The sequence below is a fragment of the Streptomyces lydicamycinicus genome (assembly GCF_000829715.2).
In the GTDB taxonomy this organism is placed as follows: domain Bacteria; phylum Actinomycetota; class Actinomycetes; order Streptomycetales; family Streptomycetaceae; genus Streptomyces; species Streptomyces lydicamycinicus.
The window spans coordinates 150,332-163,334 of the sequence record NZ_BBNO01000001.1; the positions used below are offsets into that span (position 1 = coordinate 150,332).

The 13,003-nt window shown below is 70.6% G+C and carries 14 protein-coding genes; 6 read left to right on the forward strand and 8 right to left on the reverse strand.

Annotated features, from left to right (window positions below):
- Nucleotides 1-127: 127 nt before the first annotated feature.
- Nucleotides 128-532 (forward strand): hypothetical protein, encoded by a 405-nt coding sequence (locus TU31_RS00680; protein ID WP_181018502.1) that lies wholly within the window; start codon nt 128-130, stop codon nt 530-532.
- Between the two features lie 26 nt (nt 533-558).
- On the opposite strand, the gene lepB is transcribed toward TU31_RS00680, so the two are convergent.
- The 4 genes from lepB to TU31_RS00695 all read right to left on the reverse strand — a co-directional run bounded on the left by lepB (nt 559) and on the right by TU31_RS00695 (nt 4,710).
- Complete coding sequence (gene lepB, locus TU31_RS00685; protein ID WP_370682686.1) at nt 559-1,374, reverse strand: signal peptidase I; 816 nt, start codon at nt 1,372-1,374, stop codon at nt 559-561.
- Between the two features lie 196 nt (nt 1,375-1,570).
- Nucleotides 1,571-1,741, reverse strand: coding sequence for a hypothetical protein (locus TU31_RS39000; protein ID WP_181018503.1), 171 nt, complete (start codon nt 1,739-1,741; stop codon nt 1,571-1,573).
- Nucleotides 1,742-1,948: 207 nt separating this feature from the next.
- Entirely contained in the window at nt 1,949-4,363 is a 2,415-nt protein-coding gene (locus TU31_RS00690; protein ID WP_042147243.1) for an HAD-IC family P-type ATPase, read from the reverse strand.
- An 89-nt stretch (nt 4,364-4,452) separates the two neighbouring features.
- Nucleotides 4,453-4,710 carry a DUF2530 domain-containing protein gene (locus TU31_RS00695; RefSeq protein ID WP_042147245.1) on the reverse strand — a complete coding sequence of 86 codons (258 nt, stop codon included), beginning with the start codon at nt 4,708-4,710 and terminating at the stop codon, nt 4,453-4,455.
- 295 nt (nt 4,711-5,005) lie between these two features.
- Here TU31_RS00695 and TU31_RS00700 point away from each other — a divergent pair, with 295 nt between their 5' ends.
- Nucleotides 5,006-6,478, forward strand: coding sequence for an NCS2 family permease (locus tag TU31_RS00700; protein WP_042147248.1), 1,473 nt, complete (start codon nt 5,006-5,008; stop codon nt 6,476-6,478).
- On the opposite strand, the gene TU31_RS00705 is transcribed toward TU31_RS00700, so the two are convergent.
- Complete coding sequence (locus TU31_RS00705) at nt 6,471-6,701, reverse strand: hypothetical protein (protein WP_042147250.1); 231 nt, start codon at nt 6,699-6,701, stop codon at nt 6,471-6,473. The two genes, TU31_RS00700 and TU31_RS00705, sit on opposite strands and share 8 nt — an antisense overlap.
- 91 nt (nt 6,702-6,792) lie before the next feature.
- Here TU31_RS00705 and TU31_RS00710 point away from each other — a divergent pair, with 91 nt between their 5' ends.
- The 3 genes from TU31_RS00710 (at nt 6,793) to thpR (ending at nt 9,377) form a co-directional block, all read left to right on the forward strand.
- Nucleotides 6,793-7,257 carry a MarR family winged helix-turn-helix transcriptional regulator gene (locus TU31_RS00710; protein ID WP_042147252.1) on the forward strand — a complete coding sequence of 155 codons (465 nt, stop codon included), beginning with the start codon at nt 6,793-6,795 and terminating at the stop codon, nt 7,255-7,257.
- Between the two features lie 28 nt (nt 7,258-7,285).
- On the forward strand, nt 7,286-8,716 hold the full coding sequence (locus tag TU31_RS00715; RefSeq protein ID WP_042147255.1) for an MFS transporter: 1,431 nt from the start codon (nt 7,286-7,288) through the stop codon (nt 8,714-8,716).
- A 91-nt stretch (nt 8,717-8,807) separates the two neighbouring features.
- Complete coding sequence (gene thpR / locus TU31_RS00720; RefSeq protein WP_042147257.1) at nt 8,808-9,377, forward strand: RNA 2',3'-cyclic phosphodiesterase; 570 nt, start codon at nt 8,808-8,810, stop codon at nt 9,375-9,377.
- Nucleotides 9,378-9,598: 221 nt separating this feature from the next.
- Here the strand turns inward: thpR and TU31_RS00725 are convergent, their stop codons facing one another.
- A complete protein-coding gene (locus TU31_RS00725) occupies nt 9,599-10,597 on the reverse strand; it encodes an aldo/keto reductase (RefSeq protein ID WP_042147260.1) in 999 nt (332 codons plus the stop codon).
- Between the two features lie 93 nt (nt 10,598-10,690).
- Entirely contained in the window at nt 10,691-11,395 is a 705-nt protein-coding gene (locus tag TU31_RS00730; RefSeq protein ID WP_078885481.1) for a GDSL-type esterase/lipase family protein, read from the reverse strand.
- Between the two features lie 143 nt (nt 11,396-11,538).
- On the opposite strand from TU31_RS00730, the gene TU31_RS00735 reads away from it, so the two are divergent.
- Nucleotides 11,539-12,534 carry an esterase-like activity of phytase family protein gene (locus TU31_RS00735; RefSeq protein WP_042147266.1) on the forward strand — a complete coding sequence of 332 codons (996 nt, stop codon included), beginning with the start codon at nt 11,539-11,541 and terminating at the stop codon, nt 12,532-12,534.
- A 45-nt stretch (nt 12,535-12,579) separates the two neighbouring features.
- Here TU31_RS00735 and TU31_RS00740 read toward each other — a convergent pair whose 3' ends face one another.
- Nucleotides 12,580-12,999, reverse strand: coding sequence for a PPOX class F420-dependent oxidoreductase (locus TU31_RS00740; protein ID WP_042149694.1), 420 nt, complete (start codon nt 12,997-12,999; stop codon nt 12,580-12,582).
- Nucleotides 13,000-13,003: the final 4 nt, after the last annotated feature.

Below are 13,003 nucleotides of genomic sequence, written 5' to 3' on the forward strand. Positions count from 1 at the left end.
AACACACCTTCAACTCGCTGTCCACTGACGGACTTTGGTGACGTCTCTAGCGTGCACCCAGCGTATTTCGTCGGCAATGCTGAGTAACGACGGAAAGCCCCCGCGACCGCTGCAACGGCCCGGGGGTGTGGTCATCAGCCCCGATGAGGTCGACGACATGAATCACGATATCGCGAAGCATTTCGAGCCTTCGTCCGAAGGCGATGGTGCGGTCGAACATCCCGACCCTGCCCGCCTCCTGCCATGGTCCAGCGCCGACGGCAACCCCTGCTATCTCCTGGGGGACGGCACGGGCCATGTCTCCCGTGTCGCCGATGACATCGAGCGCCTTCAACTCGGCATGGCCGACGACCTCATCGGTCATGCGGACCAGCTGCTCGCCTGTCAGGGGGCGAGCACCCGGGAACTGCGCTTTCTGGCCCGGGGGCTGACCGACTCCCTGCGGGATGTGCGGCGCGTCGCGGAGAGCCGGGGGGCGCGGCTGCGTGCCGTTGGCCGGTCGTCGGGCGACGAGGGCGGGAATCGGGAATGAGGGTGGGGAGGAGAGGTAGGGGCGGGCTACGCCGCTGGCGTGGTTCGCCTCCGGCGGCGCCAGATGATGAGCGGCACCGCGCCCGCGAGGCCCAGCGCGGCCGGAGCCGCCGCGACGGCCTTGTTGAGTGCGGGCTGGTCGAAGGTGTCCGGCACCGGCAGCCACGACCAGCGGTTGACCGGCCATGCGATCGTGAAGGCACGGCCCACGACCTGCTTGGTCTCGACGGTGCCGTTGCCCTTGAGGTTCATGTGGTACCGGGAGTCCTGGGACCTCTGCCGGTGGTCACCCATGACCCAGATGCTTCCCTTGGGAACCTTGATCGGCCCGAATGCCTTGTCTCCGCAGGGGGTGTTGCCGGGGAAGAGGTACGAGTCTTCCTTGAGGGCCTTGCCGTTGACCTTGACCGGGCCGGTGCCGTGGCACTCGACCGTGTCGCCGCCGACTGCGATCACCCGCTTGATCAGGTCCTTCTCCTCCGCTGACGGCATCAGGCCGATGAAGCTGAGGACCTGCTGGACAGCGTTGGGCTCAGCGGGCGGCGTCTCGTTGAGCCAGCCGCCCGGGTCGTGGAAGACCACGACCTCGCCGCGCTCCGGCTCGGAGCCGAACCATGGCGTCAGCTTGTCCACCAGGACCCGGTCCCCGCGCTGGAGGGTGTCCTGCATCGAGTCGGACGGGATCAAGAACGCCTGCACCAGGAAGGTCTTGATCAGCAGGGCGAGGAGAAGAGCGACACCGATGAGTATCGGCAGCTCTTGCCAGAAGCCACGCTGCCTTTTGGCCTTCTTCACGCTGCCGCCCGCTTCCTCGTCCCATGGCCGTTCCTGGTCCGTCGACACCCCCCCCGGACCGGTCGGTCCGCCCCGGGCCCGCCAACAGACGCACGTATCCCGCACGTTAAGCGGCACGTGTCTCGATCGTCCCGAGGCCGTGTATCAGGCATATCTCGATCTTTTGCCGGGATCGTGACAGCCAAGCCACCGGGAACGGCGTCCGGCCCGATGCGCCGGCTGCACCCCGGCCGTCACCGTCCCCTCAGTCCGAGCTGAACTTCTTCACCAGCGACCAGATCACCGCGACCGCGCCGACGACCAGGATCAGCCACTCCCACCAGTGGAGAACGCCGTCGCCGCCGGAGTGGTAGTGGTGGGAGTGATGGGTGCGGGCCAGAACCTCGTAGGTGAGGTCCCCGTGGAGGAAGGTCATGGGGCGGAGAGTAGGGGGAGGGGCGGGGGGCCGCCATGGCGGGGCGGGTTCTGTGACCGGGCCGAGACGCGGTATGTGGCGGCGGTCGGAGAGCCGTGCGGCGCGGCGGTCCAAAGGTGCGCGGCGGCGGTCGGAGAGCTGTGTGGCGGCGGTCAAAAGGGTGCGCGGCGGCGGTCGGAAAGGTGTGCGGCGGTGGTCGGAAAGGCCTCAGGCCGGGAAGCGGCGGCCCACCCAGCGCCAGGTGAGCTCCAGCAGGACGGCCGCCAGTACGGCGATGGCGACGGCGGCCCAGGGCATGGTCGTGCCGACCAGGCGCAGGGCGAAGAAGGTCTGGAGCCAGGGGGTGGCCAGGACGATGAGGAAGGCCAGGCCCATGGCCAGGACCAGGGCGATCCGCCACCAGGTGTAGGGGCGGGCGATGATCGCCAGGACCCAGATCGCGGTGAGGAAGAGGGTCAGCGTCGCGGCGCTGGTCTCGGCGGGCAGGGCGCCGGGGCCGGTGTAGTAGCTGCGGGCGAGCAGGTAGGTGACGAAGGCGGCGGCGCCGGTGATGAGGCCGGACGGGATCGCGTAGCGCATCACCCGGCGGACGAAGTGCGGGCGGGCGCGTTCCTTGTTGGGGGCCAGGGCGAGGAAGAACGCGGGGACGCCGATGGTGAGGGTGGAGAGCAGGGTCAGATGGCGGGGGAGATACGGGTAGGGGATCTGCCAGCAGGCGACCAGGATCGCGAGGAGGACGGAGTAGACGGTCTTGGTGAGGAAGAGGGTGGCGACGCGGGTGATGTTGCCGATGACCCGGCGGCCCTCGGCGACGACGGACGGCAGCGTGGCGAAGCTGTTGTTGAGCAGCACGATCTGGGCGACGGCGCGGGTCGCCTCGGAGCCGGAGCCCATCGCGACACCGATGTCGGCGTCCTTGAGGGCCAGCACGTCATTGACGCCGTCGCCGGTCATCGCGACGGTGTGACTGCGTGTCTGGAGCGCGGCGACCATGTCCCGCTTCTGCTGCGGGGTGACCCGGCCGAACACCGCGCCCGCCTCGATCTCGGCCGCCATCGCGTCCCGTTCGCCGGGCAGTGCCCGCGCGTCCACCGGGGCGTCCGCGCCCGGCAGCCCCAGCTTGCCGGCCACCGCGCCCACCGACACCGCGTTGTCGCCGGAGAGCACCTTGGCCCGGACGCCCTGCTCCTCGAAGTAGCGCAGGGTGTCGGGGGCGTCCGGGCGCAGCCGCTGCTCCAGGACGACCAGCGCGGCGGGCCGTACGTCCCGGGTGACGTCGGGGTCGTCCAGCTCCCGTGTGGCGCGGGCCAGCAGCAGGACGCGGAAGCCCTGCGCGTTGAGCGCGTCGGTCTCGGCGAGCCGCTGGTCACCGGCCGGCAGCAGCACGTCCGGGGCGCCGAGCAGCCAGGTGCTGCTCTCGCCGTCCGGGTCGTTGAAGGCCCCGCCGCTGTATTTCCGGGCGGAGGAGAACGGCAGTGACTGGACGCAGCGCCAGCCGCCGTCCGCCGGATACGCCTCGATGACCGCTTGGAGGGAGGCGTTGGGCCGGGGGTCGGACTCGCCGAGTGCGCCCAGCACCTGCCGGAGGTAGCCCTCGTCGCCGTCGAGCGTCCGCAGCCCCTGGACGTCCATGCCGCCCTCGGTGAGCGTGCCGGTCTTGTCCAGGCAGACCACATCGACCCGGGCCAGGCCCTCGATCGCGGGCAGCTCCTGGACCAGGCACTTCTTGCGGCCGAGCCGGATGACGCCGATCGCGAAGGCGACGGAGGTGAGCAGCACCAGGCCCTCGGGGATCATCGGCACGATGCCTGCCACCATGCGGCGGATGGCGGCGTCGCCGGGCAGCCCGAGAGTGAGCAGATGGCTGAGGATCAGGCCGATCGCGGTCGGGATCATCATCCAGGTCACGTACTTGAGGATCTGGCTGATGCCGGTCCGCAGTTCGGAGTGGACCAGGGTGAAGCGGCTGGCCTCCTCGGCGAGCTGGGCCGCGTACGCCTGCCGGCCGACCTTGGTCGCGGTGAAGGCGCCGCCGCCCGCGACCACGAAGCTGCCGGACATCACCTGCTCGCCGGGCTTCTTCACGACCGGGTCGGCCTCGCCGGTCAGCAGCGATTCGTCGATCTCCAGGCTGTCGCTCTCCAGCACCTCACCGTCGACGATGACCTTGTCGCCGGGCCCGAGTTCGAGGACGTCGTCGAGCACCACCGCGGAGGTGGGGATCTCCTCGGTGACCCCGCCGCGCCGGACGGTCGGCCGGGCCTCGCCGATGACCGCCAGCTTGTCCAGGGTCTTCTTGGCGCGCAGCTCCTGGACGATGCCGATACCGGTGTTGGCGACGATCACGAAGCCGAACAGGCCGTCCTGGAGGGGGCCGACGATCAGGATGATGACGAAGAGGACGCCGATGATGGCGTTGAAGCGGGTGAAGACATTGGCCCGGACGATCTCGGCGACCGAGCGGGAGGAGCGTACGGGGACGTCGTTGACCTCGCCCCGGGCGACCCGCTCCGCGACCTCGGCGGCGGTCAGTCCGGGGTTGACCGGTTGTCCCGCGGCCCGTGGGGCGGGCTCGCCACCCGGCCCGGACTGCTCGACGTCGGTCCTCGCCCGCTCCGTCATGCCCTCGACGTTACGGGCGGAATGCGCACTTCACCCGCTGACCGGGCGGAGGGGCCAAGGAGGTGGCCGCCGGGGCGGTGCGGAGGGAGTCAGGAACGGTCGGCCGCCGCGGCGCGCTTGAGCGCGGCATCCCGTCCGCGGACGTACCAGATGCCGATCAGGCCCAGGCCGCCGCCGGCCAGACAGGTCCACACCCACCAGGCGTGGCCGTTGTCGGCGAACCAGCCGTAGAACGGGAGCTGGCCGAGGAAGAGGACGAACCAGATGATGGTGCCGCCGGTGATCGTGCCGACGACGGGTCCCTCAAGAGGCGCCGGGGCCTCGCGCAGTTCGGACTTCTTCCACATGGTGCTCAGCTTACGGGGAGCGGGTGACGGCTCCGCGGGCGGCGGTGGGCAGGGGGCCGGTGGCCGTGCGCGGGGGCGCCGGCGGCGTGGGGTGCGGGGGCCGGGGCCATGTGCCGCAAGGGTCTACGCGCGGAGATAGCGATCAACGCATTGTTTATTCATACTGAACCTTTCTGGATTCGGCTGGTTTCGCTTGTCCCTTCCTCCAATCCGATCCAGTTGCTTCCGTTTTTGTTCGTGTTCCGGGCCCTCGGGCCCCCGCGCCTGCCCAGGCCCGTACGACTGAGGTCCCCGCATGTCCCCCTCGGCCACCACGCCGGTCGACACCCTTGAGAACCCGGCTCCGAAGCCTCCCAAGAACGGCTTCGACGCCTTCTTCAAGATCTCCGAGCGGGGGTCGACGGTCAGCCGCGAACTCCGCGGCGGGCTGGCGACGTTCTTCGCGATGGCCTACATCATCGTGCTGAACCCGATCATTCTCAGTTCCGGAGTCGATAAGTTCGGCCACCATCTCGACAACGCGCAGCTGGTCACCGCCACCGCGCTGATGGCCGGACTGAGCACGGTCCTGATGGGCGTCATCGGCAATGTCCCGATCGCCATCGCCGCCGGCCTCGGCATCAATGCCGTGGTGGCGCTTCAGCTCGCCCCCAAGATGAGCTGGCCGGACGCCATGGGCATGGTCGTGCTCGCGGGTCTGGTGCTGATGCTCCTGGTCGCCTCGGGTCTGCGGCAGCGGGTGATGGACGCGATCCCCAACGGGCTGCGGCGGGCCATCGCCATCGGCATCGGCCTGTTCATCTCGCTGATCGGCCTGGTCGACGCGGGCTTTGTGACCCGTAACCCGGACGCCGCGCACACCACCGTCCCGATGGGGCTGGGCCAGGGCGGACAGCTCAAGGGCTGGCCGGTGCTGGTCTTCGTCATCGGGCTGGCGCTGATGTTCGTGCTGATCGTGCGCAAGGTCCGGGGCGCGATCCTGATCGGCATGGTCTCGATGGCCGTCGTCGCGATCGGCATCAACGCCCTCGTCACCATCCCGGACGCGGCCTGGGGCCTGGCGGTCCCCAATGTCCCGGAAAAGATCATCGACACCCCGGACTTCGGTCTGATCGGTCAGATCAGCCTCTTCGGCGGCTTCCGGGAAGTCGGCGTGCTGACCGGCTGCCTGTTCGTCTTCACCGTGCTGCTCTCCGGCTTCTTCGACGCGATGGGCACCATCATCGGCGTCGGTGAGGAGGCCGGGCTGCTGGACAACGAGACCGGCAACCTGCCGAACATGGGCCGGATCCTGATGGTCGACGGCATCGCGGTCGCGGGCGGCGGCTTCGGTTCCGCCTCCGCCAACACCTGCTTCGTGGAGTCCACCGCCGGGGTCGGCGAGGGCGCCCGCACGGGTCTCGCGAACCTGATGACCGGCGGCCTCTTCCTGCTCGCGCTGATCTTCACGCCGCTGGCGACCGTCGTCCCCGCACAGGCCGCGACGCCCGCGCTGGTGGTCGTCGGCTTCCTGATCATGGCCTCGAACGTCCGGGACATCGACTGGGGCGACTTCACCATCGGCATCCCGGCGTTCCTGACGCTCGTCTCGATGCCGTTCACCTACAGCATCACCAACGGCATCGGCATCGGCGTGCTGGCCTTCATCCTGCTGCGCGCGGCGACCGGCCGGATCAAGGAGGTCCCCTGGCTGCTGAACGCGGTCGGCCTCTGCTTCCTGGTCTACTTCCTGCTCGACCCGATCGAGCAGGCGCTCGGGGTCAAGTAGCGGGCCAGCGGACCCCCAGCTTCTCCGTCTCGTCGACGGAGGACTGGAACCGCTCGTCGAAATCCTCGCGAATGAGCGTCCGGACCACATAGTCCTGGACGCTCATTCCGCGTTTTGCGGCGTGCTGCCGGATGCGGTCCAGCAGCTCCCCGTCCACCCGCAGACTGAGCACCTTCGATCCCATCCGGACACGGTCCCGTCCGTACGCGGTCAGGCGGGTCATTTTCGGCGGCGTCCTCACTCATATGGGTGAGCCATGACGGACCGAACCCCTTGGCTTTCCTTAGGGAGGGTAATGAGTTATGCTAAAGACCATGCCGGAACTGTCCTCCCTTCAGCCCGACGGGCCGGAGGTGCCCCCTGACGACGCGGCCGCGGTGAACGCGCTGCGGTCCGCCGTGATGCGCCTGTCGCGCCGACTCAAGCACCAGCGGGTCGACGAATCGCTGAGCCCCACCGAGATGTCGGTGCTCGGCACGCTCGCCCGGTGCGGCCATGCCACCCCCGGCGAGCTGGCCCGCAAGGAGCATGTGCAGCCGCCGTCGATGACCCGCATCGTGGCCATGCTGGAGGCCAAGGGACTGGTCCGGCTCGAACCGCACCCCGACGACCGCCGTCAGAAGGTCGTCACGCAGACCGAGCAGGCCGAGGCGATGCTCGAAGAGAGCCGCCGTAAGCGCAACGCCTGGCTCGCCGAGCTGGCCTCCGGGCTGGACGCGGACGAGTGGGCGAAGGTGCGGGCCGCCGCGCCTGTGCTGGAGAAGCTCGCACAGCTGTAGAACCCGAGGCCGAGGAGGCGAACCCACTTTGAGTACGGGATCCGGAGCACACTCCGCCCCCGCACCGAACTCCCACGACGACACGGTTTCCGACGACGCGACCGCGACCGCTCCGGGCACCGCCCCGGCTGTCGCCGCCGGCCCCGCCGCCACACCGCGCAAGGGCACGTTCAGCTCGCTCCGTATACGCAACTACCGCCTCTTCGCCACCGGCCAGATGGTGTCCAACACGGGCACCTGGATGCAGCGCATCGCCCAGGACTGGCTGGTGCTCAGCCTCACCGGCTCGTCCACCGCGGTCGGAATCACCACCGCACTGCAATTCCTGCCGATGCTGCTCTTCGGGCTCTACGGCGGTGTCATCGCCGACCGCTTCGCCAAGCGCAAGCTGCTGCTCCTCACCCAGTCCGCCATGGGCATCACCGGCCTGGCCCTCGCCGCGCTCACGCTGAGCGGGCAGGTGCAGGTCTGGCACGTCTACCTGACCGCCTTCGTGCTCGGCCTGGTCACCGTCCTCGACAACCCCGCCCGGCAGGCCTTCGTCGCCGAGATGGTCGGCCAGGACGAGCTGCGCAACGCCGTCAGCCTCAACTCCGCCAACTTCCAGTCCGCGCGGCTGATCGGACCCGCCGTCGCCGGTGTCCTGATCACCGCCTTCGGCAGCGGCTGGGCCTTCCTGCTCAACGGTCTCTCGTTCATCGCCCCGCTCACGGGCCTGCTGATGATGCGCACCGCCGAACTCCACAAGGTCGACCGCGTCCCGCGCAGCAAGGGCCAGCTGCGGGAGGGCCTGCGGTATGTGTCCGGCCGCCCCGATCTGATCTGGCCCATCGTCCTGGTCGGCTTCATCGGGACCTTCGGCTTCAACTTCCCGATCTGGCTGACCGCGTTCGTGCACCACGTCTACCACCAGGGTGCGGGGACATACTCCCTGTTCAACGGGCTGATGGCGGCCGGTTCGCTGATCGGCGCGCTGCTCGCGGCCCGCCGCGCGAGCTCCCGGCTGCGGCTGGTGGTGGGGGCGGCGATGCTCTTCGGCGCCCTGGAGATCGCGGCCGCGCTGGCCCCGTCGTTCTGGGTGTTCGCGGCGCTGCTGGTGCTGATCGGCACGGTCGGCCTGACGATCAATGTCACGGCCAATTCGAGCATCCAGATGGCCACCGATCCGGCGATGCGCGGCCGGGTGATGAGCCTGTTCATGATGGTCTTCGTGGGCGGCACCCCGCTCGGCGCACCACTGGTCGGCTGGATCACCGACACCTTCGGCCCGCGGATCGGCTTCATGGCGGGCGGTGTGGTCTCCCTGGCGGCCGCCGTCCTCATCGGCCTGATCCTCGCCAGGGTGGGCGGTCTGCGCCTCAAGATCGACCTGCGGCGTGGTCATCAGCACCTCGCCTTCGTGCCCCGGGCCCCGGGCGACGCCCAGTCCGCGGAGCGGGCGCTGGCGCCCGCGGCGTAGTCCACGCACCCTGGCCCGGCCCCGCCGCGGGGCCGGGCCATGGCACGTCGTGTCCCGCCGGGCGGCCGGTGTGCTGGGCCACACTGGCCGCATGAGACTCTTCGCCGCCGTCCTGCCCCCCGCTCCCGCGATCGAGGAACTGGCCGCCGAGGTGGCGCAGTTGAAGAATTTTCCGGCCTCCGGCAGGCTGCGCTGGACCGGCCGGGAGAGCTGGCACTTCACCCTCGCCTTCTACGGGGAGGTGCCCGAGGAGACCGTCCCCGACCTGGCCGAGCGGCTGGCGCGGGCCGCCCGCCGCCGCGACCCCTACGAGCTGCGGATCGCCGGCGGCGGCCGCTTCTCGGACCGGGTGGTGTGGGCCGGGGCCGACGGCGACCGCCCCGCCATGCGCCGGCTGGCCGACGCGGCCTCCGCTGCGGGCCGCCGGGCCGGCCTCGCCATGGACGACGAGCACCGCCCGTACACCCCGCACCTCACCCTCGCCCGGAACCGCGTCCCCGGCCTGGACCTCCGCCCGTACGCGACGGCCCTCAAGGACTTCGCCGGCACCGCCTGGACGGTCGAGGCGCTTGCCCTGGTGTGCAGCCATCCCCCCGTCGCGGGCGTGGCGGGCAAGCAGCCCCGGTACGAAACGGTGGACTCCTGGCCGCTGGGCCGCTGAAGCCCGTACGGCCGCCGGCCCCGGCCCGCTGAAGCGTTCGGGTCCGCCCCGGTTACGCTCAGAGGGTGGATCCCAAAACCCGTAACCGGATCATGTCCGGTCTGCTTGCCGTGCTGCTCGTCGTCGTGATCGTGGCGGCGGCGCTGCGCTGACGGCTTCCCCGGGCCCCGCGGGGGCGCCCGGCGGCCCGGCCGGAACCGGCCGCCGGGCGCCCGGCCCGTTCACCAGGCGAAGGCCTCCGGGCTCGGCCCGGGGCCGGGGAAGATCTCGTCGAGCGAGGCGAGCAGCTCGTCCGGGAGGGTCAGTTCGACCGCCCGCAGTGCGGAGGCGAGCTGGTCCGCGGTGCGCGGGCCGACGATCGGGCCGGTGACCCCGGGCCGGGTGAGCAGCCAGGCCAGGGCCACCTCACCGGGCTCCAGACCGTGCTTGTCGAGCAGATCCTCGTACGACTGGATCTGGGCGCGGATCGCGGAGTTGGCGAGCGAGTCGGCCGAGCGGCCGGCGCCCGAGCGGGCCGCACCGCCCTCGCGCTCCTTGCGCAGGGCGCCGCCCAGCAGCCCGCTGTGCAGCGGGGACCACGGGATGACGCCCAGGCCGTAGCCCTCGGCGGCCGGGATGACCTCCATCTCGGCGCGCCGCTCGGCGAGGTTGTAGAGGCACTGCTCGCTGACCAGGCCGTACGAGCCGCGGCGGGCGGCGGTCTCGTTGGCGCGGGCGATATGCCAGCCGGCGTGGTTGGACGAGCCCACGTAGAGGATCTTGCCCTGCTGGACGAGCACGTCCATGGCCTGCCAGATCTCGTCCCAGGGCGTGTCCCGGTCGACGTGGTGGAACTGGTAGACGTCGATGTAGTCGGTGCCCAGCCGCTTGAGGCTGGCCTCCACCGACCGCCGGATGTTGAGCGCGGAGAGCTTGTCGTGGTTGGGCCAGACCTTGCCGTCGTCCGGCGCCATGTTGGCGTAGAGCTTGGTGGCGAGCACGGTCTTGTCCCGCCGGCCGCCGCCCTTGGCGAACCACGAGCCGACGATCTCCTCCGTACGGCCCTTGTTGGCACCCCAGCCATAGACATTGGCGGTGTCGAAGAAGTTGATGCCGGCCTGCTGCGCCGCGTCCATGATGGTGTGGCTTTCGGCCTCGTCCGTCTGAGGCTTGAAGTTCATCGTCCCGAGGACGAGTCGGCTGACCTTGAGTCCGGTGCGTCCGAGCTGCGTGTACTTCATGGTGGTCCAGCCAACGCCTTGAAGTGCGCTCGAAGCAAGGACCGTTCGGGCGTCAGCGTGCGTCCGGGCCGACCGGCCTGCGCGCCGCGCGCCTCACCCGGCCGGTACGGCCGCCCCGGACGCCACCCCGGCGCGGTACGGCCCGCCGACGCCCCACGCCTGATGCATCGCCTGGGCGAACGCGCCCGCCAGCAAGTGCTCGCCGTGCTCCGACGGATGGGTCCCGTCGTAGGTGGCGCGGCCGGTCTCCCATCCCTCCGGTTCGGAGGCCAGCAGCAACGGCGAGGCGGGGGTGGAGAGATCGGCGACGGCCTTGGCCAGGAGTTCGTTGAAGCGGGTGCATTCGGTGCCGAAGGCGGGGTCCGCCGCCGCCCGGACGTTGGGGATCACCGGCATCAGCACCGCCCGGATGTGCGGCGCCGCCCGGCGTGCCCGGGTCACGAAGTGCCGTACGTTCTCCGCGGTCTGCTCGGCGTTCGTGTAGAAACCGAGGTCTATCAGGCCGAGCGAGACCAGCAGGGTGTCGGCGCGGTGCCCACGCACCGCGTCGCCGATCAGCGGGGCCATGTGCAGCCAGCCCTCGCCCCAGCCCGCGAGATGGCGGCGGGCCTCGTCGGGGAAGCCGGGGTCGGCGTAGGCGGTGGAGGCGGCGGTGCCCCCGGCGGGGTCATGGAGCGTGTGGCGCGGTCCGACGATGCGGTAGGGCCCGGCGCAGGTCGCGTTCAGGTGCTGCCACATGCGGTAGCGCCAGGTGAAATCGCCGGTGGCGCCGATCGTCATGGAGTCACCGACGAACATGATCCTCATCCGGACATGATGGCCGAGAATCCTTACCCGCCGGTACGTGACGCTGGACACGCCGCGCTCGCCCACCACGGGGCGCCGGGGGCCAGGCGGCCGCCGCGCGCCCGCGCCGCGGCCCGGGATGGCAGTCTGTGCCCATGCGTTCGCTTCTGTGCGCGGCCGGTGCCGCGGGAATCCTGTGGGCGGCGGCCGCCGTGCCCGCGGCCGCCGACGAGCCCGACGGCTTCACCATCGGCGACCCCCGGATCACCGAGGCCAGCGGCCTGGCCGCCAGCCGTACGCACCCCGGGATCTACTGGACCCACAACGACAGCGACGACGGCCCGTACGTCTACGCCGTCGACGGCAAGTCCGGCCGCGTGGTCGCCCGGATCACGCTGCGCGGCATCGGCGCGCCGCGCGATGTCGAGGCGATCTCGGCCGGCCCGGACGGTGCCCTCTACGTCGGCGACATCGGCGACAACCTCGGCGGCAGCTGGAACCACGTCTGGATCTACCGCTTCCCCGAACCGAAGCGGCTGCGCGATACCACCGTCACCGCCACCCAGTTCGATGTGAAGTACGCCGACGGGCCGCGGGACGCCGAGGCGCTGATGGTGCATCCCAAGACCGGCCGGGTCTATATCGCCAGCAAGAAGCAGGGCGGCGGTGGCGCGCTCTACGAGGGCCCGCGGCGGCTGACCACCTCCGGTGTCAACACCTTCCGCAAGGTCGCCCCGGTCGATCTGTGGGTGACCGACGGCGCGTTCTCCCCGGACGGCAGCCGTCTGGTGCTGCGCAGCTACTTCGGTGCCCGGATCTACCGCTGGCAGGACGGCCGCCCGAAGGACCTCGGCAGCGTGGGCGTACCGGTGCAGCAGCAGGGCGAAGCGGTCACCTTCACCGCGGACGGCCGCACCCTGATGTACGGCTCCGAGGGCGCCGACAGCGCGGTGGAGCCGGTCGGGCTGAGCGATGAGCAGCTGCCGGACGCGGCCGAGGACGACCCGGCGAACGGTGACGGCGCCAACGGACAGGGCGGAAAGGGGAGTTCGAAGACGGACCTGGACCCGAGTTTCATCAAGGGGGCCATGGTCCTCGCCCTGGCCACGGGGCTGGTCGTGGCGCTCCGCAGGCTGCTGCGGCGGCGGTAGGCCCTCCTTGGCGGGGGGCCGAGCCACGGGGAGGCCGTGGGCCCGTCAGGCTCCCGCCGGCCCGTCCCCCTCGGTCAGCCGCAGTTCGTAATGGAGCGTCCGCTGCTTCTTCAGCCGGTGCACCAGCGGCACCACCAGCCCGTGGAGCAGCGGATACTTCCGGGTCAGCGAGCGCTCGGCCCGCCGGTACTCCCGGGTCTGCGGATCCAGCAGCCGCACCCGCGCCTTGACGGCGGGTCCGGTGGGCCGCCCCCGCCAGGTGGAGGGGCAGATCTCCACCTCGGGGAAGTTGCGCATCCGCTTGGCCTTCCAGGCGTCGCCGTAGGTGCGGAAGTAGGCGTGGTCGCCGTCGACGGCGAGGTTCATCGGGGTGCCGACGCCGGTGCCGTCCCGCTTGTACGAGGTCAGCAGAATCGCTCCCTGCCGCTCGAAGGGGGCGAGGCCGGGGCTCGGGGGATTCGTCATGGCT

Bases quoted from the DNA above. Each gene is read 5' to 3' on its own strand.
- TU31_RS39000 (WP_181018503.1), bottom strand. From the start codon at position 1,741: ATGACCTTCCTCCACGGGGACCTCACCTACGAGGTTCTGGCCCGCACC.
- TU31_RS00690 (WP_042147243.1), bottom strand. From the start codon at position 4,363: ATGACGGAGCGGGCGAGGACCGACGTCGAGCAGTCCGGGCCGGGTGGC.
- TU31_RS00695 (WP_042147245.1), bottom strand. From the start codon at position 4,710: ATGTGGAAGAAGTCCGAACTGCGCGAGGCCCCGGCGCCTCTTGAGGGA.
- TU31_RS00700 (WP_042147248.1), top strand. From the start codon at position 5,006: ATGTCCCCCTCGGCCACCACGCCGGTCGACACCCTTGAGAACCCGGCT.
- TU31_RS00705 (WP_042147250.1), bottom strand. From the start codon at position 6,701: ATGACCCGCCTGACCGCGTACGGACGGGACCGTGTCCGGATGGGATCG.
- TU31_RS00710 (WP_042147252.1), top strand. From the start codon at position 6,793: ATGCCGGAACTGTCCTCCCTTCAGCCCGACGGGCCGGAGGTGCCCCCT.
- thpR (WP_042147257.1), top strand. From the start codon at position 8,808: ATGAGACTCTTCGCCGCCGTCCTGCCCCCCGCTCCCGCGATCGAGGAA.
- TU31_RS00725 (WP_042147260.1), bottom strand. From the start codon at position 10,597: ATGAAGTACACGCAGCTCGGACGCACCGGACTCAAGGTCAGCCGACTC.
- TU31_RS00730 (WP_078885481.1), bottom strand. From the start codon at position 11,395: ATGTTCGTCGGTGACTCCATGACGATCGGCGCCACCGGCGATTTCACC.
- TU31_RS00735 (WP_042147266.1), top strand. From the start codon at position 11,539: ATGCGTTCGCTTCTGTGCGCGGCCGGTGCCGCGGGAATCCTGTGGGCG.
- TU31_RS00740 (WP_042149694.1), bottom strand. From the start codon at position 12,999: ATGACGAATCCCCCGAGCCCCGGCCTCGCCCCCTTCGAGCGGCAGGGA.